Here is a 25,454-nt window from a genome sequence, read left to right on the forward strand (position 1 = left end):
CAGCGGGTGCGGCACCTATCGGACGTGTGTGACGTCTCCTGCCGCCACCGGCACCTGCGCACCGCCCGCGGACACGACCAGTCGTCCCTCCGCATCGATCCGCTCGGCACGGCCTTCGAGCGTCGTGCCATCCGGCAGCGACACCACGACCTCGCCGCCGAGAGTCGTGCAGACGCTCTCGACGGCGGACTGCACGCCCGCCGCGACCGCGTCACCGTCGGCGTCGATGAGCGCCGTGAGCAGGTCGTCGAGACCGCTCAGGTAGTCGGCGAGCAGCCTGTCCTCGTCGGCCTCCTGGCCGAGAGCGGCGAAGGAGATCGCCGTCGCCACGGGCAGATCCACCCGCGGCATCCGCGTATTGACCCCCGCACCGACCACGACCGCGTCGAACTCGCCGGGCACCGCCTCGGCCAGGATGCCGCAGATCTTCTGCCCCTCCACGAGCACATCGTTCGGCCATTTGAGCCCCACCGCCTGGGGGATGCCGCGCAGTTGCGCGGCGATCGCGCGCGTCATCGCGACGCCCGCGATGAGCGGGATCCACCCTCGCGCATGGATGGGGAGCGCCCCGACGCGCACCACGACGGAGGAGGCGAGCGCCGTCCCGGCGGGCGCGACCCAGGTGCGCTCGAGCCGGCCGCGGCCTCGGCGCTGATCGGTCGTCACCAGCACGGACAGATGCGGCCACCCGGCATCGTCCGCGAGGACGGCGGCGACCGCATCCGCGTTCGTCGAGTCGGTCGTCTCGACGACCTGCACCCGGGGACTGACGGCGGCGGCGAGCGGGTATCCATCGGCGGGGATCGGCATGGGCCACACCCTACTCGCGGCCCCGGATCGGGCTCCCCCGTTGACAGCCGGAGTGCACACCTCACGACGACGGCATCGGAGACAGACGACAGCGGATGCGGCGCACCCCTGTCGACACCCTCCAACGCCAGCGCAGGCCGCGCCGATAGGGTGGAACCCGTGACGGACAGCCCCGACCTCTCGACCACCGCAGGCAAGATCGCCGACCTGCGCCAGCGCTACCAGGAAGCGGTCGTCGACGCCGAGAAGAACGCCCAGACGAAACAGCACGCGAAGGACAAGCTCACGGCGCGCGAGCGCATCGAGCTGCTGGTCGATCACGGCAGCTTCGTGGAGATGGACGAGTACGTGCGGCACCGCACGACGGCCTTCGGGATGGAGCGCTCGCGCCCCTACGGCGACTCCGTCGTGATCGGCACCGGCACCATCCACGGCCGCACCGTCGCCGTGTACGCGCAGGACTTCTCCACCTTCGGAGGCTCGCTCGGCGAGGTGGCGGGTGACAAGATCATCAAGATCATGGAGTTCGCACTGCGCGCGGGCTGCCCCTGCATCGGCATCCTGGACTCGGGCGGCGCCCGCATCCAGGAGGGCGTGGTGGCGCTCGGAAAGTACGGCGAGATCTTCCGCCTGAACACGGCCGCGTCCGGCGTGATCCCGCAGATCTCGCTCATCATGGGTCCCGCTGCCGGTGGAGCCGTGTACTCCCCCGCCCTCACCGACTTCGTGATCATGGTCGACAAGACGAGCCAGATGTTCGTGACCGGACCCGACGTCATCAAGACCGTCACGGGCGAGGATGTGGGGATGGAGGAGCTGGGCGGCGCCCTCACGCACAACACCCGCTCCGGCGTCGCGCACTACCTCGCCGAGGACGAGGACGACGCGATCGACTACGCCCGCACGCTCATCGGCTTCCTCCCCGACAACAACATGTCGGAGGTCCCGGGGTACGAGGGCGCCTTCGAGTTCGAGACGACGGATGCGGACCGCGCGCTCAACGCGGTGATCCCCGATTCGCCGAACCAGCCCTATGACATCCATCAGGTCATCGAGCACGTCGTCGACGACGGGGAGTTCCTCGAGGTCCAGCCCCTCTTCGCCCCGAACATCGTGATCGGCTTCGGCCGCGTCGAGGGCCGCACGGTCGGCGTGATCGCGAACCAGCCGTCGCAGATGGCGGGCACGCTCAACATCGACGCGGGAGAGAAGGCCAGCCGCTTCGTGCGGTTCTGTGACGCGTTCTCCATCCCGATCGTGACGCTCGTGGACGTGCCGGGCTACCTGCCGGGCACCGACCAGGAGTGGACGGGCGTCATCCGCCGCGGAGCGAAGCTGCTCTACGCCTACGCCGAGGCGACGGTCCCTCTCGTCACCGTGATCCTGCGCAAGGCCTACGGCGGCGCCTACATCGTGATGGGCTCCAAGCAGTTGGGCGCGGACATCAACCTGGCCTGGCCGACTGCGGAGATCGCCGTCATGGGTGGGCAGGGAGCCGTCAACATCCTCTACCGCGGCGAGATCAAGCGCGCCGAAGAGGCCGGCGAGGACGTCGCCGCGGTGCGCGCCCGGCTTGCGAACGAGTACACGTACAACGTGGCATCGCCCTTCCTCGCCGCCGAACGCGGCGAGTTGGACGGGATCATCGAGCCCGCCCAGACGCGCGTCGCGATCGCGAAGGCGCTGCGCTCCCTGCGGGGCAAGCGCGCGAGCCTGCCGCCGAAGAAGCACGGGAACATCCCGCTATGACCCTCGAGGATTCCGGCGACGCGCTGCGGATCGACGTGCGCCGGGGAAACCCGGACGACGTGGAACTCGCCGCGGCGATCGCGGTCGTCGCTGCCGCCTATCGGCAGGAGGAGCAGGGCGCGGTGGCCGCGGATCCGGTCCGTCGCTCGGCGTGGTCGCTGTCGCAGCGCGGACTCCGGCAGCCCCTTCGGCGCGAGGCCGGATGGGGCGGATACAGCGGCTGAGGCAGCCCGCAGGAGCACCGAGGAAGGTGTCCCCCAAAGTACCTACAGACACCTCGAGCGGCCCTTCGCATACTGGAGGAGCTGGAACGCATCTTCGCGTTCGATCGGCCCGTTGACCGTCAGGGTGCACCAACCGGGTTCGATCTTGCGGGTGGTTTTCGGGTAACCACTCGCCCGGAGACGAGGGGCGAGCGACTCGCCGCCCCTCGTCTCCTTTCTTTTTGCCGGTCCGCGTGCGGCACCGGATCCGGATTCGCGGGTCTCAGCCCGCCGGGTGCTCGATCTCGCGCCAGAGATCGACGCTGTCCTCGTCGGACAGGCCGAGCGTCGACGACGCGCGCCCGACGACGGTGACCGCGACCCGCTCGTCGGGTGAGGTCCGGATGTAGAGGCGTTCCGATCGCGCCGAGCGCAGCGTCTGGGCGAGCTCGGCACGGATGACGTGCAACTGCTCCTCGGCGAGCCCGTCGAGGCCGCCCTCGTCGAACATGGTGACCATGGCACCGCGCCTGCGCGCCGCATCCAGCGCTTCGCGGACGTCGGCGTCCAGGAGGCGCGGTCCGCGCAGCTCATCACGCAGCCGGCCCTCGGCGATGCGGGCCTCGGTGCGCTCATCCTCCGAGAGGCGCCCGCCCGTCGCGATCGTGCGTGCCAGCACGGGACCGGCGACGGCCAGCGCGCGCTGCACCTGGATGCGACGCTCCCGTTGCTGGGACCCCTGCGCCGCTTGCACGGCCGATGCGGTGCGCTGCAGCTCGCCGAGTCTCTCGGTGTCGCGCGCCGCGCGGTCCAGGGCGAACGTGAAGAAGTGCGCTCCGGTGACCCAGACGATCGAACCGACCAATCCGAGACCGAGCGCGGGAATCGGGCCCAGGAGCACCATCGACCACCCGGCGAGCACCGCGGTGCCGCTCCACGCCGCCCACGGCCGGCGGCGGATGACGAGGATCGTCATCAGCGCGCCCAGGCCTCCGATGTACCAGGTCGCGTACTGCTCTGTGCGCGCTTCGAGGGGGATCGCCGCGGAGATGAGCGGCGGCAGCACCATCGAGACCAGCAGCGCCGCCACGCACAGCCACATGGGAAGCCGGTCACTGCCTCGCGCGACGGTGATCTCCTGGCTCCGCGTGCGCAGTCCCGACGTCATCCCCCAGAAGATGCAGAACCACGCGACGACGAGGAAGAGGATCAGCGCCGTCCACAGCAGCAGCGGCTCGCGGACGGGGCCGGTCACCCAGGAGGCGCGTGCGACGAGGAACCCGGTGAAGGCGACGCCGAGCATCATGACGACGAAGCGGATGCTGATCACGGGCGCACCGCCCGCCATGTCATCGTGACCCGCGTTCCGTCCTTGGAGGAGACCACCTCGGCGCTCCCGCCGAACGCGCTCACGCGGGCCAGGATGGATGCGCGGATCCCGAGGCGATCAGCGGGCACCTCGTCGATGTCGAAACCGGGGCCGCTGTCCGCGACGACGATGACGACACGTCCGGGCTCCGCGCTGCCGCTCACGCGCACCACGAGTCCCGCTCCCGCGGCGTGCTCCACCGCATTGGAGATGGCTTGGGCTGCCGCGAGCGCCAGCGCCCGCGCCACCCGGCCGGGCACTTCGGGGGTGTCCGGGTCGAGGTCGACGACGAGCTCGGCCGGGCACCGCGCGTCGTCGATCGTCCGACGGATGTCGGCGACGATGGCCCCCGCCGGCACGGGCGCGTCGCTGCCTTCGCCGACGTCGCGATCGGTGTTGGCCAACCGGGTCAGCGCCTCGCGGGCCATGGACACCGCCAGATCCCGCTCACGGGGCGTCTCCGCGCGCTCGGCGGCCAGCAGCGCCGCCAGGACGCTGTCGTGCATGAGCGCCGCCACTGCGACGCGTTCACGCTCCGTGGCGTTCACGGCGGCCGCCTGCGCGTAGGAGCTCACGGCGCGAAGGCGCCGCTCGTCGATCGTCGAGGAGGCGGTGCGGAACGTCCACGCGAGCATCATCAGGACGCTGCCCAGGATGAGGGAGAACGAGGTGTCCAGGGACACCGCGATCCACGCATCGGCCACGAAGCGCAGCTCGATCATCCTGACGAGTCCGTACGCGAACGGCAGGAGAACGGTGATCGCGACGTGAACGGGCCGCGGAAAGACGATGACGCTCGCCACGGTGGCGACAGTCACGAGGAAGTAGATCCACGGCTGATACGTGATCACCGTCTCCGACCCGGCCGTGGCCCACGGCCAGACGGCGAGGGACGCCGTGTAAGCGACGACGAAGAAGCGCCCGCCGAAGAGCGTGAAACGGCCGCTGAAGAACGTGACCTCCATGACCACGAACGGGACGAAGACCACGAGCATGAGGGCGAGCTCCCACCCCTCCCGCACGTCCTGCGCGCCGAGGGCGGCGAAGAAGGCCTGCGCTCCGAGCGCTCCGAAGGCGAGGGCGACCGACACCGCCATGACGCGCTCGACGCGCTCCCGCGTGAACGAGGCGATGCCGGGGATGCCGGTGCTCTCGAGCTCTTCGCGAAGGACCCGTAACGGTCGGCTATCGGTCATGGGCGCCCACCGACTGCTCCGTGAGCAGTCCGTCCTCCAGCGCGCGCCGCAACAGGTCGACCTTGGTGGGTGCGGGTCTGCCGACCTCGACGTACTTCACGCGGATGCGCGTGATGTTCTCCTTCGCCGTCGAGAAGGCGATGCCCAGGCGATCGGCCACGATCTTCAGCGGCAGCCCCGCGGCATACAGCTTCAGCACCTCGCGCTCACGCGTCGACAGCTGAGCGTCGGCGAAAGCACGGTCCCCTTCGATCGCGCTGGCCCACTCGACGGTGTTCAGGACGTCTCCCCTGGCCACCGTCGCGATCGCTCCGACGACATCCGAGATCGGTGAGGCCTTGCTGATGACGCCGACCGCTCCCGCGAGCAGGGCCTCCCGCACGGATGAGGGCCGATCGGCGACGCTGTAGATGATCACCGCCGAGCCGTCGCCCGTCAGCCGGGTGACGTTCTCTGTGACCGTGGTGCCGTCGCCGAGGGTCAGATCCAGCACCACGACCTCCGCCTGCTCGCCCCCGTCGGCGCGCCACGCGAGGTAGGAGGTGACGGATGCTCCGGAGTAGACGACATCGGTCGTGCCGGTGCGCGCGCAGGCGGCTTCGACCCCGAGCCGCACCGACTCGTGGTCGTCGATGAAGGCGACGCGCGTCATGCGCTCATGCTAGCCGTGCACCCGTCCGCCGCAGTGTGGCGACCGCTTCGACGTGGTGGGAGTGCGGGAACAGGTCGACCCCGCGCACCGCCTCGGCCTCATAACCGTGCAGGCGGAACTCGGCGAGGTCGCGCGCAAGCGCCACGGGATCGCACGCGACGTAGACGACGGCGGCCGGCTCGAGACCGGCGATCGCGCGGGCGGTGTCCTTGCCCGCGCCCGAACGGGGCGGGTCGAGCACGACGACGCCACGGGCGAGTCTGGCACGCTGCTCCTGGCTCGCGTTGTTCGCGAGGTCGGCCACCCAGCGCTCCACGCGCGCCGTCTCGGCCCGCGCACCCACCCACTGCGCCAGGTTGTGCCCCGCGTGTTCGGTGGCGCGGGCGTTGGACTCCACGCTCGTGATGCGGGCGGAGGGTCCTGCGACATCCCCGATCGCGGCCGCGAGCAGCCCGACGCCGCCGTACAGGTCGAGGTGCCACCCCTCCGGATCCACGCCGACCTCGTGGAGCGCATCGCCGACGAGCGTCGTGAGGGTGCCCGCCGCCAGACGGTGCACCTGCCAGAACCCGCCCGCATCCACGCGGAACGCCCGCTCGCCCACCCGCTCGGTGACGACCTCGGGCCGCGCGGCACGCTCGCGTGCGTCGGGTCGCGCGATCACCCGCACCCGGCCGTCGGCGGGCTGGACGAGTTCGACGCGGCCCGGCTGCGCGCCGGAGAGCCCCGCCGCCATGTCTTGGATGGCCGCGGTCGCGAGGGGGAGCTCGTGAACCGGCACGACCCGGTGGCTGCGTGCGCCGAAGGGCCCGATGTTGCCCTCCGTATCGACGTGGAGACTGACCCGCGTGCGCCAGCGGGTGCCGTCCGCGCTCTCCGCCTCGCCGGTCGCGCTCGTGTGCGCTGCCTCCATCGTCGCCGGAAGCGACAGTCGCCCGATACGTGCCAGAGCGTCCTCGAGCACGCGGAGCTTGAGCGCCCGCTGCTCCGGCAGGGCGATGTGACCGAAGTCCGCGCCGCCGGGACGGTCCGCGGCGGGCACCGACAGATCTGCCTGCGACCAGACATGCGGCTGCCGGTGCGGCGAGGCGTCGAGGACCTCGACGACCTCCGCCCGCCAGAAGGACTTCTTGGACGTGTCCGTCAGGCGCACCCGCACCCGCTCGCCCGGCAGGGTGTCCGGCACGAAGACGACGCGTCGCTCCTCGCCGTGCCGCGCGACGAACACGCCGCCGTGGGCGACGTCGGTGATCTCGAGCTCGAGGGGCGTTCCGGCATCCATTCTTCGAGCTTCGCACACGCGCTCGCCGGCGGCGTCCGACGCATCAGCCCGCCGGCGAGCGCGCACGGGCCACGGGCTACCGTAAGAGGATGCGCGTGCTCCTCGCCTCGACATCGCCCGCCCGACTCATGCTGCTTCGCCAGGCGGGGATCGAACCGCGCACCGCTTCTCCCGACGTCGACGAGGAGGCGGTGATCGCCGCCGTCGAGGCCGCGGAAGCACGCACGCTCACCCCCGCCGAGCACGTGCTGCTGCTGGCCCGACGCAAGGCCGCGGCCGTCGTCGCGGCCTTGGAGGAGGACGGCGAGGACTTCGACGGCGTCGTGATCGGCGGCGACTCGATGTTCGAGCTCGACGGCGAGATCCTGGGCAAGCCCTACACGCCGGACGTCGCGACGGCTCGGTGGCGCGACATGCGCGGACGCACGGGGGTGCTGCATTCCGGGCACAGCGTCATCCGGCTCGCCCCCGGGGCAGCTCCCGTCGAGGCGCACGCCGTCGCGGAGGCATCCGTGAGCTTCGCCGCGGATGTCACGGATGCGGAGATCTCCGCCTACGTGGCCACGGGCGAGCCGCTGCTCGTCGCCGGCGCCTTCACGGTCGACAGCCTCGGCGGGCCCTTCATCACGCGCGTGGAGGGCGACCCGTCGACGGTGGTCGGAATGTCCCTGTCCACGCTGCGGGCCCTGTGCCGCGAGCTCGGCGTGGCGTGGCCCGATCTGTGGGGACCCTCCACCGACTGAACCACGGTGGGGGCAGTTGTAGGTTGTCCCGAACAGATTTATTTGTTCTTGTGGAGTTCGGTCAAAAAGACACGGCAACCTCTCGCTAGGCTGGCACTCATGCCTCGCATCGCCAAGGTCCTCATCGCGAACCGCGGCGAGATCGCCGTACGCATCATCCGAGCCGCGCGTGACGCCGGTATCGCCTCCGTCGCCGTCTACTCCGACCAGGACAGGGACGCACTGCACGTGCGTCTCGCCGACGAGGCGTACGCCCTCGAGGGCACCACCGGCGCCGAGACCTACCTGTCGATCGAGAAGATCCTCTCTGTGCTCCGGCGCGCGGGCGCCGACGCGGTGCACCCCGGCTACGGGTTCCTCGCGGAGAACGCGGACTTCGCCCGCGCGGTGATCGGCACGGGCGCCACCTGGATCGGCCCCTCGCCCGATGCCATCGAGGCGCTCGGCGACAAGGTCACCGCCCGCCACGTCGCCGAGAAGGTCGGCGCACCGCTCGCTCCGGGAACCCCGGGCCCCGTCTCGGGCGCCGACGAGGTCATCGCCTTCGCCGAGCAGTACGGACTGCCGATCGCCATCAAGGCCGCCTACGGCGGCGGCGGCCGAGGCCTCAAGGTGGCGCGTGAGCTGGACGAGGTCGCGGAGCTCTTCGAGTCCGCGACCCGCGAGGCCATCACCTCGTTCGGGCGCGGCGAGTGCTTCGTCGAGAAGTACCTCGACAAGCCGCGCCACGTCGAAACCCAGTGCCTGGCGGATGCGGCCGGCAACGTCGTGGTGATCTCCACCCGCGACTGCTCGCTGCAGCGCCGCCACCAGAAGCTCGTCGAGGAGGCTCCGGCGCCGTTCCTGACCGAGGAGCAGAACCGCATCCTCTACGAGTCCTCCAAGGCCATCCTGCGCGAGGTCGGCTATCTGGGCGCCGGCACCTGCGAGTTCCTCATCGGTGCGGACGGGACGATCTCCTTCCTCGAGGTGAACACGCGCCTCCAGGTGGAGCACACCGTCTCCGAGGAGGTCACCGGCATCGACCTCGTCCGTGAGCAGTTCCGTATCGCCGAGGGCGAGCTGATCGGCTACGACGACCCGGCCCCGGTGGGCCACTCGATCGAGTTCCGCATCAACGGCGAGGACCCGGGGCGCGGCTTCCTGCCGCAGCCCGGCCCCGTGAAGGTCTTCAAGACCTTCGGCGGCCCCGGCATCCGTCTCGACTCGGGAGTGACCGCGGGCGATGTCGTCTCGGGAGCGTTCGACTCGCTGCTGGCGAAGCTGATCGTGACCGGGCGCGACCGCGCGGAAGCGCTCGCCCGGGCCCGTCGCGCCCTCGACGAGTTCGAGGTCGCGGGCCTGCCCACGGTCATCCCCTTCCACCGCGATGTCGTGCGCCAGCCGGCGTTCACCGCCGAGGACGGCGTCTTCGGCGTCTACACGCGCTGGATCGAGACCGAGTACGTGAACGAGATCCCCGCGTGGGACGGCGAACTCGGCGACATCGCACAGCCCGAGCAGCGGCACACGGTCGTCGTCGAGGTCGGCGGGAAGCGTCTCGAGGTGAGCCTGCCCGACCGGATCGCCGCGGCCCCCGCGCAGACGGGTCGCCCTGCGGCCGTGCCGCCGTCTCGTCGTTCGCATCAGACGACCGCGAATGCGGGCGCGTCGGGTGATGCCGTCAAGGCGCCGATGCAGGCGACGATCGTGAAGATCGCCGTCTCAGAGGGTCAGCAGGTCGTCAAGGGCGACCTCGTCGTCGTCCTCGAGGCGATGAAGATGGAGCAGCCGATCCAGGCGCACAAGGACGGCGTGGTCGGCGCGATCAACGCCTCCGCGGGCACCACGGTCTCCGCGGGGCACCAGCTCCTGACCATCAACTGAACCGGCCGGGTCGCCCGCCCGGGGACCCGAGTTGCGTCGCAGGTGCGCAGATGCGCCACTTCTGCGCAGTTGCGACTGTCATCACCTGTAGCGGGTGCGCAGAAGTGGCGCTGCTCGAACGGATGAGCGCCGCTCAGCGACACCGACGGATGCGGCGCACCGCCGCATCCGGATCAGTCCTCGTCTTCGGTGGCCGGCTCGATCACGTGCATGGCGCGCATGGCGTCGGTCACGGAGCCGGACAGCGACGGGTACACCGTGAACACGCGCGACACCTGGTCGACGGTCAGGCGGCGCTCCACGGCGATGGCGATCGGGTAGATGAGATCGGATGCGCGCGGGCCGACGATCGTGCCGCCGATGACGGTTCCGCTGCCCTCGCGCGCGATGATCTTGACGAAGCCGTCCTTGATGCCCATCATCTTGGCCCGCGGGTTCGCCGCGAGCGGCATCTTGCACACGACCCCGTTGATGGCGCCGTCTCGGATGTCCTTCTCCTGCCAGCCGACGGTCGCGATCTCGGGGGCGGTGAAGATGTTGGCGGCGATGCGTCGCTGCTCGAGCGGGATGACGACGTCGCCGAGGGCGTGGAAGATGCCCGTTCGCCCCTGCATCGCGGCGACGGAGGCGAGCGGGACGAAGGTCGTGCAGTCCCCCGCCGCGTAGATGTTGGGCACCGAGGTGCGCGCGACGCGGTTGACCCGGATGTGGCCGGACTCCGTCGTCTCGACGCCGGCCTCTTCGAGGCCGATGCCCGCCGTGTTGGGGATGGAGCCCACGGCCATGAGGCAGTGGCTGCCCTCGATCGTGCGGCCGTCGGCGAGGGTCACGCGGACGCCGTCGCCGGTGTTCTCGGCACGCTCGGCGCGCGCCTTGGCCAGCAGGGTCATGCCGCCGCGCGCGAACACCTTCTCGAGCACCGCCGCGGCATCCGCATCCTCGCCCGGAAGCACCTGGTCACGGCTGGAGACGAGCGTCACCTTCGCGCCGAGGTTCATGTAGGCGGAGGCGAACTCCGCGCCCGTCACACCCGAGCCCACCACGATGAGGTGCTCGGGGATGGTCTTCATGTCGTAGAGCTGGGTCCACGTCAGGATGCGTTCGCCGTCGGGCTTCGCCGTGGCCAGCTGACGCGGGGACGCGCCGACCGAGACGACGAGCGTGTCGGCCTCCACGCGGTCGAAGTCCGTGCCGCCGGGGCCGGTGGAGGCGACCACCGCGCCGGGCCCGTCGAGGCGGCCATGGCCCGAGATGATGCGCACGCCCGCCGTCACGAGCGAAGCGCGCATGTCGTCGGACTGCTGACGGGCGAGGGACAGGAGCCGCTTGTTCACGGCCGCGAGGTTGATCGCCACCTGCGGCTGCAGGGGCTTGCCGGTGCCGTCCTTCGCGAACAGCTGGACGCCCAAGTCGCTCGCTCCGGCGATGGCGACGGCGGCGTCCGCGGTCGCGATGAGCGACTTCGAGGGAACGACATCTGTGATGACCGCCGACCCTCCGACGCCGGCGCGTTCGACGAGCGTCACCTCGGCTCCCAGCTGGGCCGCCGCCAGCGCCGCTTCGTAGCCGCCCGGGCCACCACCGATGATCGCGACGCGCTGGGCGCTCTCGAAGCTCGCAGACATGGTGCTCATTCTCTCCCCCGACGGCGCGCGCCGACGAATCGGCGGATGCGGAGAGCGTCGATGTGGCCCGCGGGGCCTCGGGTTCATAAGGTGGGGACATGGCAACGACCCCCCTCAACCCGCTCGACGACCCGGCAGCCGATCCGTTCGAGATCGCCCGCCGCGCCGCCGACGACATCGCGCGCCTCACCGGCGTCGCCCAGCACGACATCGCCCTCACGCTCGGCAGCGGCTGGGGCAAGGCCGCGGAGCTCATCGGTGAGACCGTCGCGACGATCGATGCGCCGGAGGTCACCGGCTTCAGCAAGCCGGCATTGGAAGGCCACGTCGGCACGCTTCGCAGCGTCCGCACGCCCTCGGGCACGCACGTGCTGGTGATCGGCGCGCGCACGCACTACTACGAGGGCCACGGCACCCGCCGCGTCGTGCACAGCGTGCGCACGGCCGCCGCGACCGGCGCACGCACCATGGTGCTCACCAATGGCGCCGGCGGCATCAAGGAGCACTGGAAGCCCGGCACTCCCGTGCTGATCAGCGACCACATCAACCTCACGGCGGACTCGCCGCTCGAGGGTGCGACCTTCGTCGACCTCACCGACCTCTACTCCTCGCGCCTGCGCGATCTCGCGCGCACGGTCGATCCGAGCCTGGATGAGGGCGTCTACTGCCAGTTCCGCGGACCGCAGTACGAGACGCCCGCCGAGGTGCAGATGGCCAAGATCATCGGCGGACACATCGTCGGAATGTCGACCGCCCTCGAGGCGATCGCCGCCCGCCAGGCCGGGATGGAGGTGCTGGGCTTCTCGCTCATCACCAACCTCGCCGCGGGCATCTCCCCCACCCCGCTCAGCCACGCCGAGGTGATCGAGGCCGGCCGCGAGGCGGAGCCCGTGATCTCCGATCTTCTCGCCCGCGTGATCGGCCGGCTGTGAGCGACGTCGTCACGGCCGCCCGCGCGTGGCTCGCACAGGACCCCGACCCTCAGACGCGCGACGAGCTCACCCGCATCCTCACCGCGGCGGATGCGGGCGACGGGTCCGCTCTGGCCGAGCTGGAGGATCGTTTCGGCACCCGCCTCGCGTTCGGCACCGCAGGCCTGCGCGGCGAGCTCGGCGCCGGCAGCAACCGGATGAACCGGGTGCTCGTCGCGCAGGCGGCCGCAGGGCTCGCCGCCTACCTCGCGGCGAACGCCGCCGACGGCCACACGCCCCGCGTCGTGGTGGGCTACGACGGACGCCGCAACTCCGACGTCTTCGCGCGCGACTCGGCGGAGATCTTCGCGGGCGCAGGGCTGGACGCCGTGCTGCTGCCGAGGCTCCTGCCCACCCCGGTGCTCGCCTTCGCCGTCCGGCATCTGGATGCGGATGCGGGCGTCATGGTCACAGCGAGCCACAACCCGCCCAACGACAACGGCTACAAGGTGTACCTCGGCGGCGCCGATGACGGGTCGCAGATCGTGCCGCCCGCCGACGGCGAGATCGCGGCACACATCTCGCGCATCGCCACGGACGTCTCGGCGAGCGAGATCCCGCGCTCGCTGGGATACCGCACCGCATCCGAGGAGGTCGTCGAGGCATACGTCTCGGCCACCGCCGCCGTCGGGCCCGCTCCTGCGGGCGCCGAGGGGCTGCGCTGGGTCTACACCGCGATGCACGGCGTGGGCGGCGAGACGTTGGGGCGCATCGTCGCCGCGGCCGGATACCCCGACCCCGTTCAGGTGGCCGCGCAGGCCGAGCCCGACGGACGCTTCCCGACGGTCGCCTTCCCGAACCCCGAAGAGCCCGGCGCGATGGATCTCGCCTTCCAGACGGCGCGGGAGGCGGAGGCGGAGCTCATCATCGCCAACGACCCCGACGCCGACCGCCTCGCTGTGGCGGTGCCCGACGCGGATGCCGAGGGCGGCTGGCGCCGTCTGACGGGCAACCAGATCGGGCTGCTGCTCGGCTGGCGCGCGGCGCGCAAGGCCGCGCAGGCCGGCGCATCCGGGACGCTCGCCTGCTCGCTCGTCTCCTCCCCCGGGCTGCAGACCGTCGCCGAGCACTACGGCCTCGGCTTCACCGCGACCCTCACCGGGTTCAAGTGGATCTCGCGCGCGCCCGAGCTGATCTTCGGTTTCGAGGAGGCGCTCGGCTACCTCGTGAACCCCGAGACCGTGCGCGACAAGGACGGCATTTCGGCGGCCGTCGCGGCGCTCGAACTGGCGAGCGAGGCGCGTGGCGCCGGGAGGAGTCTGCAGGATCTGCTCGATGAGTTCGACCGGACGTTCGGCTTCTTCGCGAGCGATCAGATCTCGGTGCGCGTGCAGGACCTCGCGATCATCGGCACGATCATGTCGAGCCTGAGGGCGGATCCTCCTGCGCGCATCGGCGAGGTGAAGGTCAAGGCTGTCGAGGACCTCAGCGAGGGGTCGGAGACGCTCCCGGCGAGCGACGTGCTGCGCTACACGCTCAAGGGGGGCTCGCGCGTGATCGTGCGGCCCTCGGGCACCGAGCCCAAGCTCAAGGCCTACCTCGACGTCCGCGGAGAGTCGACGACGGATGCGGCCGAGCGCATCGCGGCCCTGGGCGAGGGAGTGCGGGCGCTGCTGGACGCTCGTTCGTGAGCGGCTGGTCCGACGCCCCGCTGCTCGAGAACGCCCACGTGCGCCTCGAGCAGCTGGGACCCGAGCACGCCGACGACCTCGCGGCGGCCGTCGCGGTCGACGAGCTCTGGCGCACCTGGTACACCCGCATCCCCTCACCGGAAGGCATGCGGGACGAGATCGACAGCCGTCTCGAACGGCAGCGAGCGGGACTCGTCGCCCCGTGGGCGATCGTGTCGGTGCGCGACGGCCGCGCCGTCGGCATGACGACCTACCTCAACCTCGACGAGGGCAACCGGCGGCTCGAGATCGGCTCGACCTGGATGGGGCGCGCCGCACAGGGCGTCGGCATCAATCCGGCCGCGAAGCTCCTGCTCCTGGAGCGCGCGTTCGATCAGCTCGGATGCGGGGCGGTCGAGTTCCGCACACATTGGCACAACCATCAGTCGCGCGCTGCGATCGCCCGACTCGGCGCCAAACAGGACGGAGTGCTGCGCAACCACACGGTGTGGTCGGACGGCACGATTCGCGATACGGTCGTCTTCTCGATCATCGACGGTGAGTGGCCGACGGTCCGCGCGGCGCTGACCGCCCGTCTCCGCCGCCGCTGACCGGCCGCATCCGCTCACGCGCCGCATCCCTCCGGGCCGCGACATCTCCGTGTCGCAATCGTTCACGCCAAACGCGCCCGAACCCTGCATGAGTGAGACACGAACCCACCGCGGGCGTCCCCGCGCCAGCCGCACCCCGCCCGTGTCTCGAACGTTCACGGGGGCGGACTCCGAAACGTGAACAGGTGAGACACGCAGGATGCGTACCCACGGTGGGCGCGTACCCGGGCGGACCGGGGTCAGCCGTCGATGACGGCGACGAGTTCGTCGAGGAAGGCGGAGAAGTCGGCACCGCGACGCACGATGCGCTGCACGGAATCGCGTTCGCTGAACACCTCCACGAACTGTTCGAACACGGTCTGGAACGCTTCGCGGTCGGTCTCGGAGAATGCCGCGAGCGCGACGACCTGCACCCGTGAGTCACCCCATGGCATGGGAGGATCGGCGATACCGATGGCGATGGCCGTGCGCACCGCCGTCATCCCGATCGCGTGCGGCACGGCGAGCGCGTCGGTGAACGCCGTCGACGACAGACGCTCACGCTCGATGGCGCGCTCGACGTAGTCCGCGTCGATGACGCCGCGCTGCACCAGCAGTCCGCCGAGCTGACGGATGACGCCGTCCTCGCCCTCGGAAGCATCGAGCCCGCGCACGAACGAGGACGCGTCGAAGTAGCGTTCGAGTTCGGCGCGCAGGCGCGCAAGGCGACGTCCACGACGGATGCGGCCGGCCACGGCCTGCACGCGCTCGATGTCGCTGGGCGTCAGGAACGGCTGGATCCGCACGAAGCGATCGCCCGATACGGGCGCATCGATGGTGGTCAGGACGAGGTCCGTGTCGATCGCGGCCCAATCGGGGTCGACCCGCGTCTCGACGTCCATCACCTCGATCGCCTGCCCGAGCGAACGATCGACGCTCGATCGGAGCAGTTCGTGCAGCTCGTAGTACCCGGGGCACACGATGGTCGCCGTCAACAGGTTGTCGGAGCGGCGGCTGCGCTCGAGCTGACCGCCGACGTGCATCGCGATGTAGGCGATCTCGTCGTCCAGCAGCGGGATGTCCAGGCGTTCCTGCAGGCGGCTCGCGATGTAGACGGCGACGTCGAAGATCATCGGATAGGTCGACTTCAGCGAGCGGGTCAGGGGGTTGCGCGACCACGCGTTCTCCCGAGCGCGAAGCCGCAGATTCTGCACGTGCAGACTCAGACGCTGTACGAACTCGGGCGCGAGGATGTCGACGAGGAACTCGGATGCGGCCTCCGCCACCACCTCGCTCACCACCTGCTCCACCTCGGCGTCCAGGGGCGTCCGCGCGGACTCGGCGGCACCGGGGGCGACGATGCGCGTCAGCACGATCGTGGCGAGGTGGATCGTGTCCCCCGTGCCCAGGCGCACACCCAGATGCTCTTGCGCGAGCTCGTCGATGACCCGGGCGATCGCCGCCTGCGCATCGGTCGGCGTCGTCGCAGCCTCGTCCAGCGCGCGACCGAGCGAGACCCGGTCGGCCGAGATCGCGATGTGCATCAGCACATCGGCGATGCCGAACTCGTTGACGTAGTAGCCCAGCTCGCTCAACTGCGCGACGAGCTCCGCCTTGAACTGGCCGAACGCGCGGGGCGCGACGGACTCCTCCCCCAGTGTGCGCCGCAGTGCCGAAAGGTCGAAGGCCCCCTCATCCATCTCGTCGTGCACGAGGCGACTGAGGAGCCGGCGCTGTGCTGCTTCCGAACCGATGAGCCGCGCTCGGGACGCGGAGCGCTCCAGGACGAGCTCGGTGCCCCCCAGGAGGCCGCGCACGCGGGCCAGGTCGGACTCGAGGGTGGCGGCGCTGACGAACAGCCGGTCGGCCGTCTCGAAGACGTCGATGCCCTCATCGCCGGCGAGCAGCGCCCGCACGATCGTATGGAGGCGGTCGCGCGGGGTTCCCGCATCCGTCGTGTGAGCGCGCAAGGTGGCGGCCGCCTCGGCGCCGGCGCGGTAACCGAGCGGGCCCGACTCGACGGCTCCCGCTGCACGCGCGTTCAGCGCGGTGACATAGCTGCGGATACTGCGCGGGGTCACCCCGAGGAGGTCGGCGAGCGTCGCGGCGGTGATCCAATCACGCTCGCGGACCAGAATGCCCAGCACCCTGTCCTGTCGCGCTCGCGTCACGTCACCCTCCGAGATTCCGGCTGGCACCGGCACTCCATTCCACCACGCGGCCGGCGGGCCCGGCCCACCCTGCCGCGGCGATTTCCGCTCGGGGCGGAAGAACCTCTGGTTGCTGCACTCTCGGCCGGTTCACAGGATGGAGAGGAAGGAGGCGGGTCGATGAGGATCCTGGTGGTGTGCGGCGCTGGTGCGTCGAGCACATTCGTGGCACAGCGGCTGCAGCGAGCGGCGGTGTCCGCCGGGCTCGATCTCCAGGCCGAAGCCGTACCGCACGCCGCGTTGGCGGCGCGGATCGGCGAGGCGGAGCTCGTGCTCATCGGACCGCATCTGACCCAGGTGGCGGACAGCATCCGCGAGGATGCGGCGCGCCACGGAGTCTCCGTGATCGTCCTGCCCGAGGACATCTTCACGGACCGAGACGGTCGGCGAACGCTCGACCTGATCACGAACCAGACAGCGTCGCTCCCCGGCCCCACGGCCTGAGAAGGAAAGGCACCCACATGTCCCTCGCAACCCGTACCGTGCGCATCGGCTCGTCGCACGGCCTGCACGCCCGCCCCGCGAAGCTCTTCGCCCAGGCGGCCAAGGATGCGGGAGTCCCGGTCACGATCGCGAAGGACTCGGGCGCGGCGACGAACGCCGCCAGCATCCTGGGCGTCATCTCGCTCGGACTGGACTACGGCGACTACGTGACCCTGACCGTGGACGGCGGCGACGCCGAGGCCATCCTCGACCGTCTCGCCGACCTGCTGACCACCGACCACGACGCCGCCTGAGGAGACACACCATGAGCACCACCATTCCCGGAGTCGGCATCGGACTCGGCGTCGCGCAGGGGCCCGTCGCCCGCATGGCCGCACCGCTTCCCGCACCCGCGGACGAGCCTTCGACGCTCGACGTCGCGGCCGAGACCGCCCGCGTGCGCGAGGCCGTCGCGGCCGTCGCACGTGAGCTCGAGCAGCGCGGCGCCACCGCGGGCGGCGCGGCACAGGACGTCCTCGAAGCCCAGGCGATGATGGCGGAGGACCCGGCACTGGAGTCCGAGGTCGACACGCGTCTCGCCGCCGGCGCCACCGCAGAGCGAGCCGTCTACGACGCCTTCGCGAGCTTCCGCGACACCCTCGTCGCCGTCGGCGGCTACCTCGGCGAGCGCGCCGCGGACCTCGACGACGTCGCTCAGCGCGTGATCGCGCGGCTGCAGGGGGTCGCGGCTCCCGGCCTCCCCGAGCCGGGTCATCCCTACGTGCTGGTCGCCACCGACCTCGCTCCCGCCGACACCGCTCTGCTGGATCTCGACCAGGTGCTCGCGCTCGTCACGAGCGAAGGCGGCCCCACCTCGCACACCGCGATCCTGGCCCGCGAGAAGGGCATCGTGGCGATCGTGGGTGCTGCCGGTGCCGCAGACCTCGTCGACGACCAGGTCGTCATCGTGGACGCCGCTGCGGGCATCGTGACCACCCACCCGAGCGAGGAGGAACTGCGTCGCGCGCAGAACCGCGCCGATGCGCGCGCCGCGGCGGCCTCCGCGCCGATCACGCCCGGTGCGCTCTCCGACGGCACCGCGGTGCCCCTTCTGGCCAACCTGGGCAACCCCGAGGGCGCCGCCGAGGCCGTCGCTCTGGGCGCCGAGGGCGTCGGCCTGTTCCGCACCGAGTTCCTCTTCCTCAGCTCCGCCAACGCGCCCACGGTCGCGCAGCAGAAGGAGTCGTACACGCGCCTGCTCGCCGCGTTCCGAGGCAAGAAGGTCGTCGTCCGCGCCCTGGATGCGGGCGCCGACAAGCCGCTCGCGTTCCTCAACGACGCACACGAGGAGAACCCGGCACTCGGGCTCCGGGGGTTGCGCGCCCTCCGTGCGAACGAGGACATCCTGCGCGAGCAGCTGACGGCGCTGAGCGAAGCGGATGCGGCGGTCGCCGCATCCGGTGAGCCCGCCGACCTGTGGGTCATGGCACCCATGGTCGCCACCGTCGAGGAGACGATCTACTTCGTGGAGCTCGCCCGCGAGTTCGGCATCAAGACCGCCGGCGTCATGGTCGAGGTGCCCTCGTCGGCCCTGCTCGCCGATCGGGTGCTGAAGCACGCCGACTTCGCCTCGATCGGGACGAACGATCTGACCCAGTACACCCTGGCCGCCGACCGCCTGCTCGGCTCGGTCGCCGGTTTCCAGGACCCGTGGCACCCCGCGGTGCTGGGTCTCATCGGCACCACCGGTCGCGCCGGACGCGAGCTCGGAAAGCCCGTCGGCATCTGCGGCGAGGCGGCGGCGGATCCGCTGCTGGCCGTGGTCCTGGTCGGCCTCGGCGCGACGAGCCTCTCGATGGCCCCGACGGCCCTGGCCGACGTGCGGGCCACCCTCCTGAAGTACAGCCTCGAGGACGCCCGCCGCATCGCCGAGGCCGCCCTGGCCGCCGACGACGCCGCATCCGCACGCGACGCCGCGCGCGCCGCGTCCACCCCCGCCCCGTAACACCCGTCCCACAAAGAGTAGAAAGAGACAGTCTCATGACGACGACGTCAGCTCCCGTCAAGCAGCCGGGAGGAGCCCGGGTCGCGGTCCAGCGATTCGGCACGTTCCTCTCCGGCATGATCATGCCCAACATCGCGGCCTTCATCGCGTGGGGCTTCATCACGATGCTGTTCATCCCCGCCGGCTTCTTCGGCGCGGACAGCCCCTTCGGCTGGCACTGGTACCCCGTCTCCGAGATCATCGGCGGCGGCGGCGACTCCGCCATCATCGGCTGGAACGGCGCCATGACCGCGCTCGCCCAGGGCGACGGCGGCACCTTCCAGGCCTACGCGGGCCTCGTGGGCGCCATGGTCACCTACCTGCTCCCGCTGCTGATCGCCAACACCGGAGGCCGCATGGTCTACGGCGAGCGCGGCGGCGTGGTGGCCACCATCGCCACGATGGGTGTCATCCTCGGCACCAACATCCCGATGTTCCTCGGCGCGATGATCATGGGCCCGATCGCGGCCTGGATCACCAAGCAGATGGACAAGATCTGGGACGGCAAGATCAAGCCCGGCTTCGAGATGCTGGTCAACAACTTCTCGGCCGGCATCCTGGGCATGATCCTCGCGATCATCGGTTTCTTCGCCTTCGGCCCGGTCTTCCTGGCCATCAGCGACGGCCTCGGCGAGGCGGTGAACTGGCTGGTCTCGCTGAACCTGCTGCCGCTCGTGTCGATCATCGTCGAGCCGGCCAAGGTGCTGTTCCTCAACAACGCCATCAACCACGGCGTGTTCACCCCGCTCGGCATCCAGCAGGCGGACGAGGTCGGCAAGAGCATCCTGTTCCTCATCGAGGCCAACCCCGGCCCCGGCATCGGACTCCTGCTCGCCTTCTCGTTCTTCGGGGTGGGCATGGCCAAGGCCTCTGCTCCGGGAGCTGCGATCATCCAGTTCTTCGGCGGCATCCACGAGATCTACTTCCCGTACGCGCTGAGCAAGCCCGTCACGATCCTCGCGCTCATCGCGGGCGGTGCGGCCGGTGTCACGACCAACATGGCGCTCGGCGGCGGTCTCGCCTTCCCTGCGGCCCCCGGCAGCATCATCGCCGTGGGAGCCGCGGCGATCGGACCCGGTGTCGGCAATCTGCTGATCGTGCTCCTCTCGGTGGTCGTCGCCGCAGCGGTCACCTTCATCCTGACCGCGATCATCCTCCGCGCCTCGCGCAAGCGGGACCTCGCGGCAGAGGCCGACACCTTCGGCGCCGCGATCGCCCAGACCGAGGCGAACAAGGGCAAGTCGTCCGCCGCGATGGATGCGCTCCGCGCCTCGGGCTCTTCGGATGCGGACGCCGCGGACGAGGCGCTCGACAAGCTCGAGACTGAGCTGGAGACCGGCGGCCGGGCCGACGGCGGGCTGCTGACCACCACGAAGATCACCAACATCGTCTTCGCGTGCGACGCCGGTATGGGCTCCTCCGCCATGGGCGCGAGCGTGCTCCGCAACAAGATCAAGAAGGCGGGCGTCGACGGCGTCACGGTCACCAACAAGGCGATCGCGAACCTGGACGGCAGCGAGGACCTGGTCATCACCCAGAACCAGCTCACCGATCGCGCGCGCAAGCAGACGCCCGGTGCGATGCACGTCTCCGTCGACAACTTCATGAACTCTCCGAAGTACGAAGAGGTCGTGGACCTGGTCGTCGATCAGCAGAAGGATGGTCAGCAGGGCTGACCCCACAGGATGCGGGTCGCACACGCCGTGCGGCCCGCATCCGTGTCCGGCGGGCACGAGGTGCCCGCGGCGCCGCGAGCAGGCAGCGCGCGGCAGGAACGGGAAAGGAAGAATCATGGCAGTTCTCGGTATCGGACAGGTGCGCATCCACTCGGGCGGCGCGACCCGCGACGAGGCCATGCGCGAAGCCGCCGGCATCCTGGAGTCCGCCGGCGCCGTCACCGGCAGATACTTCGACGCCATGCAGCAGCGCGAGCAGGCGGTGTCGACCTATATGGGCAACGAGCTCGCGATCCCGCACGGCACCAACGAGACCAAGGACGAGATCCTCGCCTCCGGGCTGTCGGTCGTCCGCTACGACGGCGGTGTCGACTGGGACGGCAACCCCGTCTCGTTCGTGATCGGCATCGCCGGCAAGGGCGACGAGCACCTCGACATCCTGTCGCAGATCGCACTGCTGTTCTCCGACGAGGACGACGTCGCGCGCCTCAAGGCCGCGTCGACGCCCGAGGAGCTCTACGAACTGCTCGCGTCGGTGAACGCATGAAGGCCGTCCACTTCGGCGCCGGCAACATCGGGCGCGGCTTCGTCGGCCTCCTCCTGCACGAGGGCGGCTACGAGGTGGTGTTCTCCGATGTGTCGGCCGGGCTCGTCGATGCGATCAACGCGGTCGACAGCTACACGGTCCACGAGGTCGGCGACGGTGGCACGGACGTCGTGGTCACCGGGTTCCGCGCACTCAACAGCGCCGAGGACCCGCAGGCGGTCGTCGACGAGATCGCCTCGGCAGACGTGGTCACGACCGCGGTCGGCCCCACGATCCTGAAGTTCGTGGCCCCTCTCATCCGCGCCGGCCTCGCCCGCCGCGACGAGACCCTCGCACCGCTGCAGGTCATGGCCTGCGAGAACGCGATCGGCGCGACCGACCAGCTGCGCGCACACATCGAGGAGCAGGCCGGTGACGACTGGGCCGAGCTGTCCGCGCGCGCCGTGTTCGCCAACACCGCCGTCGACCGCATCGTGCCGGGTCAGCCGGCGGACGCCGGCGTGGATGTGGTCGTGGAGCCCTTCTACGAGTGGGCGATCGAGCAGGCGCCCTTCGGCGGCGAGCTGCCCCGCATCCCGGGCGCCCACTTCGTGGACGATCTGGCGCCGTACATCGAGCGCAAGCTGTTCACGGTGAACACCGGGCACGCCGCGACCGCCTACTACGGCGCACGCGCCGGCATCGAGCGGATCGCGGATGCGCTGGCCGAACCGGAGATCACGGCGGCGGTATCGGCGACGCTCGCCGAAACGTCGGCGGTGCTCATCGCGAAGCACGAGTTCGCCCCCGACGAGCTCGCCCGCTACCGGGAGACGATCCTCTCCCGCTTCCGCAACCCTGCCCTCCCCGACACGGTGTGGCGCGTCGGCCGACAGCCCCTGCGCAAGCTGTCCCGGCACGAGCGGTTCGTCGGGCCCGCCGCGGAGGCGGCCGAGCGCGGACTGTCCACCGAGGCGCTGGTCGCCACGATGGGCGCCGCGCTCTCCTTCTCGTCCCCCGAGGATCCGGAGGCCGTCGAGCTGCAGCGTCTGCTGAGCACGAGAAGCGCCGCCGCGTTCACGACCGAGGTCACGGGCCTCGACCCGCAGCATCCGCTGTTCACGGCCGTGCGCGACGTCGTCGCCGCACACCAGTCCGCCTGAGCATCCGCTCTTGCGAGCCCCGCCCCCGTCCGCCATGACGGGCGTGGGGCTCGCGGCGTTCTCACCGTCGGCGCCCTCTAGCCTGGACGGGTGACCGATCCCGCGCCTTCTCGTCCTCGCCGCCGCATCCGTCGGGTTCTGGGGTGGACGTTCGGCGGCCTGGGCGCACTCGTCGTGGCCGCCGTCCTGGGCGTGCTCGTCTGGGGGCAGGTGGGCGTCATGGCCGCCGAGCCCGGCCCTCTCGAGGCGGTCCGCGCCGACGCCGCCGTCACTGTCGACGAACAGGCCGGCGCCATCGTCCTCTCGCCCGCATCCGGATCGTCCGAGGTGGGGCTCGTGTTCATCCCCGGCGCCAAGGTCGAACCGATCGCCTATGCAGCCACGCTCTCGGGTCTCGTGGACGACGGCATCACCGTCGTGATCACCCGCCCCTGGTACAACCTCGCCTTCCTGGACCCGCGCCCGCTGGAGGCGTTCACCTCGCTCGCCCCGGCCGTGGACACGTGGATGGTGGGCGGCCACTCGCTCGGCGGCGTGCGCGCCTGCCAGCTCGCAACGGATGCGGACGCACTCGTGCTCTTCGCCTCATACTGCGCGAACGATCTGTCGACCACCGGTCTTCCCGTGCTCAGCATCAGCGGCAGCGAGGACGGCCTGTCGACCCCGGCGAAGATCCGGGACGCGGCACCCCTCCTTCCGGCCGACGCCGAGTTCGTCGAGATCGACGGCGCGTCGCACGCATCCTTCGGCGCCTACGGCCCGCAGGCGGGTGACGGCTCGCCCTCGATCGGTGAGGCGGAGATGACAGAGCGCGTGACAGAGCTCGTCACCGACTTCGCCGCATCCCTGCTGTGACGAGCGCGCGGCTCAGCTGACTCGGGCTTCCATCCCCGCGGGCAGCGGGTGGTCGGCGAACCACGCGCGCGCGGTGTCTTCGGCGGTGTCGTCTGCGCGCACCTCGATGAGCTGGAGACCACTCGGAGTCTGCGTGAGGCTCACGAGGACGACGCCCGACAGTTCCCCACCGTCCAGGAAGCTCTGCGCCTGCCCGCACAGCGCTGACAGATCCTGTCCGGGTTCGACGCGCACCGACCACTCGGTCGACTGCGCATCACCCGATACCGTCACCCCGGTGAAGTCCGGGGCGAGAGCCGCCGCGCTGGCGCAGCCCTGGGTGAGCGTCGCCGACGCGGACACCGTGACACCCGGCTGCGCCGGATCGACGCTGACGAACCTGATGTCGACCGCGTCGCCGATGGTGTCGTAGATGCGCCACAACAGCGAGACGTCCTCGGGCGCGAGCGCCACGTCCGCACCGCGATAGTGGAGTTCCATCTGCGCACCCTGAAGCTCAGGAACAGCAGCCGCCTTCTCGATCAGCGATCGGTCGTCGCTTCGCATCGTCACGCGGGTCTGACAGCTGTCGACACGGCCCGGAAGCGCGCCCGAGCAGCTGTACTCCGCTCCGAGCTGACCGGTGAGCCCCGCCGATGCGATCGCCGCGTCCACCCGCTCCTGCCCTTCCCTGCTCGCCGCGACCGTGCAGCCGGCCACAAGGATGACGGCAGCGAGGAGCCCGACGGCACCGGTCCGACGGCGAAGGCTCATGCGAAGCCGTCGCTGATGAGGTCGATCAACTCCTCGCGCTCCTCGACCGGCAGGAAGACGCCCGCGGCAGCGTTGATCTGGAAGGTCTCGAGGTCGTCGAGTCCGTAGTCGAAGGCCTCGGCGAGCAGGGCCAGCTCGCGCGTGAGCGAGGTACGGCTCTGCGTGCGGTTGTCGACGTTCACGGTCACCGCGAAACCCAGCTGGTACAGCAGGTCGAAGGGGTGATCCGCCATCTCGTTGCCCCACGCGGCGATCGCGCCGGTCTGCAGGTTGGAGCTCGGCGAGAGTTCCAGCGGGATCTCGCGGTCGCGCACCCAGCGCGCCAGGTCGCCGAAGACGACCTCGACGACATCGCCCTCGCGAGAGACGACCTCGAGGTCTTGGGCGATGCGCACACCGTGTCCGAGACGCAGCGCGCGGCCGTCCCACAGGGCCGAACGGATCGAGTCGAGCCCCGCCGCCTCGCCGGCATGAACGGTGACCGGGAAGAACTGCGCCGCGAGGTAGTCGAAGGCGGCACGGTGACGCGACGGGAGGAACCCGTCCTCGGGGCCCGCGATGTCGAAACCGACGGCCCCGCGATCGCGGAAGGCGACGGCGAGTTTGGCGATCTCCAGCGAACGGTCGGTGTGGCGCATCGCGGTGATGAGCTGGCCGACGCGGATGTCGTGCCCGGCATCCGCCGCCGCATCCTCGCCCTCCTCGATGCCCTCCTGCACCGCTTCGACGACCTCTTCGAGGGAGAGCCCGCCGGACAGGTGCTGCTCGGGCGCCCAGCGCACCTCTCCGTAGATGACGCCGTCGGCGGCCAGGTCCTCGACGAACTCCCGGGAGATCCGCGTCAGGTTCTCCCGCGTCTGCATCACCGATGTCGTGAGGTCGAAGGTCTTCAGGTATTCGACGAGCGAGCCGGAGTCGCTCGATTCGGCGAACCAGTCGGCGAGGTCGTCGCCGTCGCTCTCGGGCACGGGAAGACCCGCGGCGTCGGCGAGCTCGACGATCGTGTCGGGGCGCACGGCACCGTCGAGATGGTCGTGCAGGGAGATCTTCGGCAGGCTCCGCAGCGACACTCCGTCGAGGGTGGCGTCGCCGTGCTGGTCGATGGGCATAAGGGGTGCTCCTCGCGGATCGCGGTGGA

General features: G+C 70.6%; 23 protein-coding genes. 14 read left to right on the forward strand and 9 right to left on the reverse strand.

Translation table 11 applies throughout. From position 1 onward, the window contains the following. Positions 1–15: 15 nt before the first annotated feature. Positions 16–810, reverse strand: a complete 795-nt coding sequence (locus QE374_RS05125; protein WP_309732739.1) for a biotin--[acetyl-CoA-carboxylase] ligase — start codon at positions 808–810, stop codon at positions 16–18. A gap of 150 nt (positions 811–960) precedes the next feature. Between QE374_RS05125 and QE374_RS05130 the strand changes: the two genes are divergently transcribed. Together QE374_RS05130 and QE374_RS05135 are read left to right on the forward strand one after the other, a co-directional pair. Continuing rightward, a complete protein-coding gene (locus QE374_RS05130; RefSeq protein WP_309732741.1) occupies positions 961–2,559 on the forward strand; it encodes an acyl-CoA carboxylase subunit beta in 1,599 nt (532 codons plus the stop codon). Next, on the forward strand, positions 2,556–2,783 hold the full coding sequence (locus QE374_RS05135) for an acyl-CoA carboxylase epsilon subunit (RefSeq protein ID WP_309732743.1): 228 nt from the start codon (positions 2,556–2,558) through the stop codon (positions 2,781–2,783). Before QE374_RS05130 ends, QE374_RS05135 begins: the two co-directional genes overlap by 4 nt. Positions 2,784–3,045: 262 nt before the next feature. Here QE374_RS05135 and QE374_RS05140 read toward each other — a convergent pair whose 3' ends face one another. From QE374_RS05140 to QE374_RS05155, 4 genes are read right to left on the reverse strand one after another with little or no spacing between them, the layout of a single operon-like run. Further along, the gene (locus tag QE374_RS05140; RefSeq protein ID WP_309732745.1) at positions 3,046–4,092 is read right to left on the reverse strand and encodes a hypothetical protein; all 1,047 of its coding nucleotides are present in this window, start codon (positions 4,090–4,092) and stop codon (positions 3,046–3,048) included. Next, a complete protein-coding gene (locus tag QE374_RS05145) occupies positions 4,089–5,327 on the reverse strand; it encodes an ATP-binding protein (protein WP_309732749.1) in 1,239 nt (412 codons plus the stop codon). The genes QE374_RS05140 and QE374_RS05145 overlap by 4 nt, the downstream gene beginning before the upstream one ends. Beyond that, positions 5,317–5,979: a response regulator transcription factor gene (locus QE374_RS05150; protein ID WP_309732752.1), complete on the reverse strand. Its 663-nt coding sequence runs from the start codon at positions 5,977–5,979 to the stop codon at positions 5,317–5,319. Before QE374_RS05150 ends, QE374_RS05145 begins: the two co-directional genes overlap by 11 nt. 4 nt (positions 5,980–5,983) lie before the next feature. Then, positions 5,984–7,261: a TRAM domain-containing protein gene (locus QE374_RS05155; protein ID WP_309732754.1), complete on the reverse strand. Its 1,278-nt coding sequence runs from the start codon at positions 7,259–7,261 to the stop codon at positions 5,984–5,986. An 89-nt stretch (positions 7,262–7,350) separates the two neighbouring features. On the opposite strand from QE374_RS05155, the gene QE374_RS05160 reads away from it, so the two are divergent. Together QE374_RS05160 and QE374_RS05165 are read left to right on the forward strand one after the other, a co-directional pair. Further along, entirely contained in the window at positions 7,351–8,004 is a 654-nt protein-coding gene (locus QE374_RS05160; protein ID WP_309732756.1) for a nucleoside triphosphate pyrophosphatase, read from the forward strand. Positions 8,005–8,103: 99 nt separating this feature from the next. Next, positions 8,104–9,870, forward strand: coding sequence for a biotin carboxylase N-terminal domain-containing protein (locus QE374_RS05165; protein WP_309732759.1), 1,767 nt, complete (start codon positions 8,104–8,106; stop codon positions 9,868–9,870). A 173-nt stretch (positions 9,871–10,043) separates the two neighbouring features. On the opposite strand, the gene QE374_RS05170 is transcribed toward QE374_RS05165, so the two are convergent. Continuing rightward, entirely contained in the window at positions 10,044–11,504 is a 1,461-nt protein-coding gene (locus QE374_RS05170) for an NAD(P)H-quinone dehydrogenase (protein WP_373459509.1), read from the reverse strand. Positions 11,505–11,593: 89 nt separating this feature from the next. Here QE374_RS05170 and QE374_RS05175 point away from each other — a divergent pair, with 89 nt between their 5' ends. The 3 genes from QE374_RS05175 to QE374_RS05185 are packed head-to-tail and all read left to right on the forward strand — an operon-like array spanning position 11,594 to position 14,687. Beyond that, positions 11,594–12,427 (forward strand): purine-nucleoside phosphorylase, encoded by an 834-nt coding sequence (locus QE374_RS05175; RefSeq protein WP_309732761.1) that lies wholly within the window; start codon positions 11,594–11,596, stop codon positions 12,425–12,427. After that, entirely contained in the window at positions 12,424–14,097 is a 1,674-nt protein-coding gene (locus tag QE374_RS05180) for a phospho-sugar mutase (protein WP_309732763.1), read from the forward strand. The genes QE374_RS05175 and QE374_RS05180 overlap by 4 nt, the downstream gene beginning before the upstream one ends. Continuing rightward, positions 14,094–14,687 (forward strand): GNAT family protein, encoded by a 594-nt coding sequence (locus QE374_RS05185; RefSeq protein WP_309732765.1) that lies wholly within the window; start codon positions 14,094–14,096, stop codon positions 14,685–14,687. The genes QE374_RS05180 and QE374_RS05185 overlap by 4 nt, the downstream gene beginning before the upstream one ends. Before the next feature lie 239 nt (positions 14,688–14,926). On the opposite strand, the gene QE374_RS05190 is transcribed toward QE374_RS05185, so the two are convergent. After that, positions 14,927–16,837, reverse strand: a complete 1,911-nt coding sequence (locus tag QE374_RS05190) for a PTS sugar transporter subunit IIA (protein ID WP_309732767.1) — start codon at positions 16,835–16,837, stop codon at positions 14,927–14,929. A gap of 159 nt (positions 16,838–16,996) precedes the next feature. Between QE374_RS05190 and QE374_RS05195 the strand changes: the two genes are divergently transcribed. The 7 genes from QE374_RS05195 (at position 16,997) to QE374_RS05225 (ending at position 23,563) form a co-directional block, all read left to right on the forward strand. After that, complete coding sequence (locus tag QE374_RS05195) at positions 16,997–17,320, forward strand: PTS sugar transporter (protein ID WP_309732769.1); 324 nt, start codon at positions 16,997–16,999, stop codon at positions 17,318–17,320. Positions 17,321–17,337: 17 nt separating this feature from the next. Continuing rightward, positions 17,338–17,613, forward strand: a complete 276-nt coding sequence (locus tag QE374_RS05200; protein ID WP_137416332.1) for an HPr family phosphocarrier protein — start codon at positions 17,338–17,340, stop codon at positions 17,611–17,613. An 11-nt stretch (positions 17,614–17,624) separates the two neighbouring features. Continuing rightward, positions 17,625–19,304: a phosphoenolpyruvate--protein phosphotransferase gene (gene ptsP, locus QE374_RS05205; protein ID WP_309732772.1), complete on the forward strand. Its 1,680-nt coding sequence runs from the start codon at positions 17,625–17,627 to the stop codon at positions 19,302–19,304. A gap of 35 nt (positions 19,305–19,339) precedes the next feature. Then, on the forward strand, positions 19,340–21,019 hold the full coding sequence (locus QE374_RS05210; RefSeq protein WP_309732774.1) for a PTS mannitol transporter subunit IICB: 1,680 nt from the start codon (positions 19,340–19,342) through the stop codon (positions 21,017–21,019). 115 nt (positions 21,020–21,134) lie between these two features. Next, a complete protein-coding gene (locus QE374_RS05215; RefSeq protein WP_307319651.1) occupies positions 21,135–21,566 on the forward strand; it encodes a PTS sugar transporter subunit IIA in 432 nt (143 codons plus the stop codon). Further along, entirely contained in the window at positions 21,563–22,708 is a 1,146-nt protein-coding gene (locus QE374_RS05220) for a mannitol-1-phosphate 5-dehydrogenase (protein ID WP_309732775.1), read from the forward strand. The genes QE374_RS05215 and QE374_RS05220 overlap by 4 nt, the downstream gene beginning before the upstream one ends. Positions 22,709–22,798: 90 nt before the next feature. Next, entirely contained in the window at positions 22,799–23,563 is a 765-nt protein-coding gene (locus tag QE374_RS05225; protein WP_396653322.1) for an alpha/beta hydrolase, read from the forward strand. 12 nt (positions 23,564–23,575) lie between these two features. Here QE374_RS05225 and QE374_RS05230 read toward each other — a convergent pair whose 3' ends face one another. Next, positions 23,576–24,316: a hypothetical protein gene (locus tag QE374_RS05230; protein ID WP_309732777.1), complete on the reverse strand. Its 741-nt coding sequence runs from the start codon at positions 24,314–24,316 to the stop codon at positions 23,576–23,578. Then, positions 24,313–25,425: an adenosine deaminase gene (locus QE374_RS05235; protein ID WP_309732779.1), complete on the reverse strand. Its 1,113-nt coding sequence runs from the start codon at positions 25,423–25,425 to the stop codon at positions 24,313–24,315. Before QE374_RS05235 ends, QE374_RS05230 begins: the two co-directional genes overlap by 4 nt. Between the last annotated feature and the right edge of the window lie 29 nt (positions 25,426–25,454).

Origin of the sequence: Microbacterium sp. SORGH_AS_0428, assembly GCF_031453615.1 — a bacterium.
GTDB lineage: Bacteria > Actinomycetota > Actinomycetes > Actinomycetales > Microbacteriaceae > Microbacterium.

Coding starts and splice junctions, on each gene's coding strand:
- QE374_RS05195 (WP_309732769.1), top strand. CDS start 16,997: ATGAGGATCCTGGTGGTGTGCGGCGCTGGTGCGTCGAGCACATTCGTG.
- QE374_RS05230 (WP_309732777.1), bottom strand. CDS start 24,316: ATGAGCCTTCGCCGTCGGACCGGTGCCGTCGGGCTCCTCGCTGCCGTC.
- QE374_RS05145 (WP_309732749.1), bottom strand. CDS start 5,327: ATGACCGATAGCCGACCGTTACGGGTCCTTCGCGAAGAGCTCGAGAGC.
- QE374_RS05200 (WP_137416332.1), top strand. CDS start 17,338: ATGTCCCTCGCAACCCGTACCGTGCGCATCGGCTCGTCGCACGGCCTG.
- QE374_RS05220 (WP_309732775.1), top strand. CDS start 21,563: ATGAAGGCCGTCCACTTCGGCGCCGGCAACATCGGGCGCGGCTTCGTC.
- QE374_RS05175 (WP_309732761.1), top strand. CDS start 11,594: ATGGCAACGACCCCCCTCAACCCGCTCGACGACCCGGCAGCCGATCCG.
- QE374_RS05170 (WP_373459509.1), bottom strand. CDS start 11,504: ATGAGCACCATGTCTGCGAGCTTCGAGAGCGCCCAGCGCGTCGCGATC.
- QE374_RS05210 (WP_309732774.1), top strand. CDS start 19,340: ATGACGACGACGTCAGCTCCCGTCAAGCAGCCGGGAGGAGCCCGGGTC.
- QE374_RS05125 (WP_309732739.1), bottom strand. CDS start 810: ATGCCGATCCCCGCCGATGGATACCCGCTCGCCGCCGCCGTCAGTCCC.
- ptsP (WP_309732772.1), top strand. CDS start 17,625: ATGAGCACCACCATTCCCGGAGTCGGCATCGGACTCGGCGTCGCGCAG.
- QE374_RS05235 (WP_309732779.1), bottom strand. CDS start 25,425: ATGCCCATCGACCAGCACGGCGACGCCACCCTCGACGGAGTGTCGCTG.
- QE374_RS05215 (WP_307319651.1), top strand. CDS start 21,135: ATGGCAGTTCTCGGTATCGGACAGGTGCGCATCCACTCGGGCGGCGCG.
- QE374_RS05155 (WP_309732754.1), bottom strand. CDS start 7,261: ATGGATGCCGGAACGCCCCTCGAGCTCGAGATCACCGACGTCGCCCAC.
- QE374_RS05135 (WP_309732743.1), top strand. CDS start 2,556: ATGACCCTCGAGGATTCCGGCGACGCGCTGCGGATCGACGTGCGCCGG.
- QE374_RS05160 (WP_309732756.1), top strand. CDS start 7,351: ATGCGCGTGCTCCTCGCCTCGACATCGCCCGCCCGACTCATGCTGCTT.
- QE374_RS05165 (WP_309732759.1), top strand. CDS start 8,104: ATGCCTCGCATCGCCAAGGTCCTCATCGCGAACCGCGGCGAGATCGCC.
- QE374_RS05150 (WP_309732752.1), bottom strand. CDS start 5,979: ATGACGCGCGTCGCCTTCATCGACGACCACGAGTCGGTGCGGCTCGGG.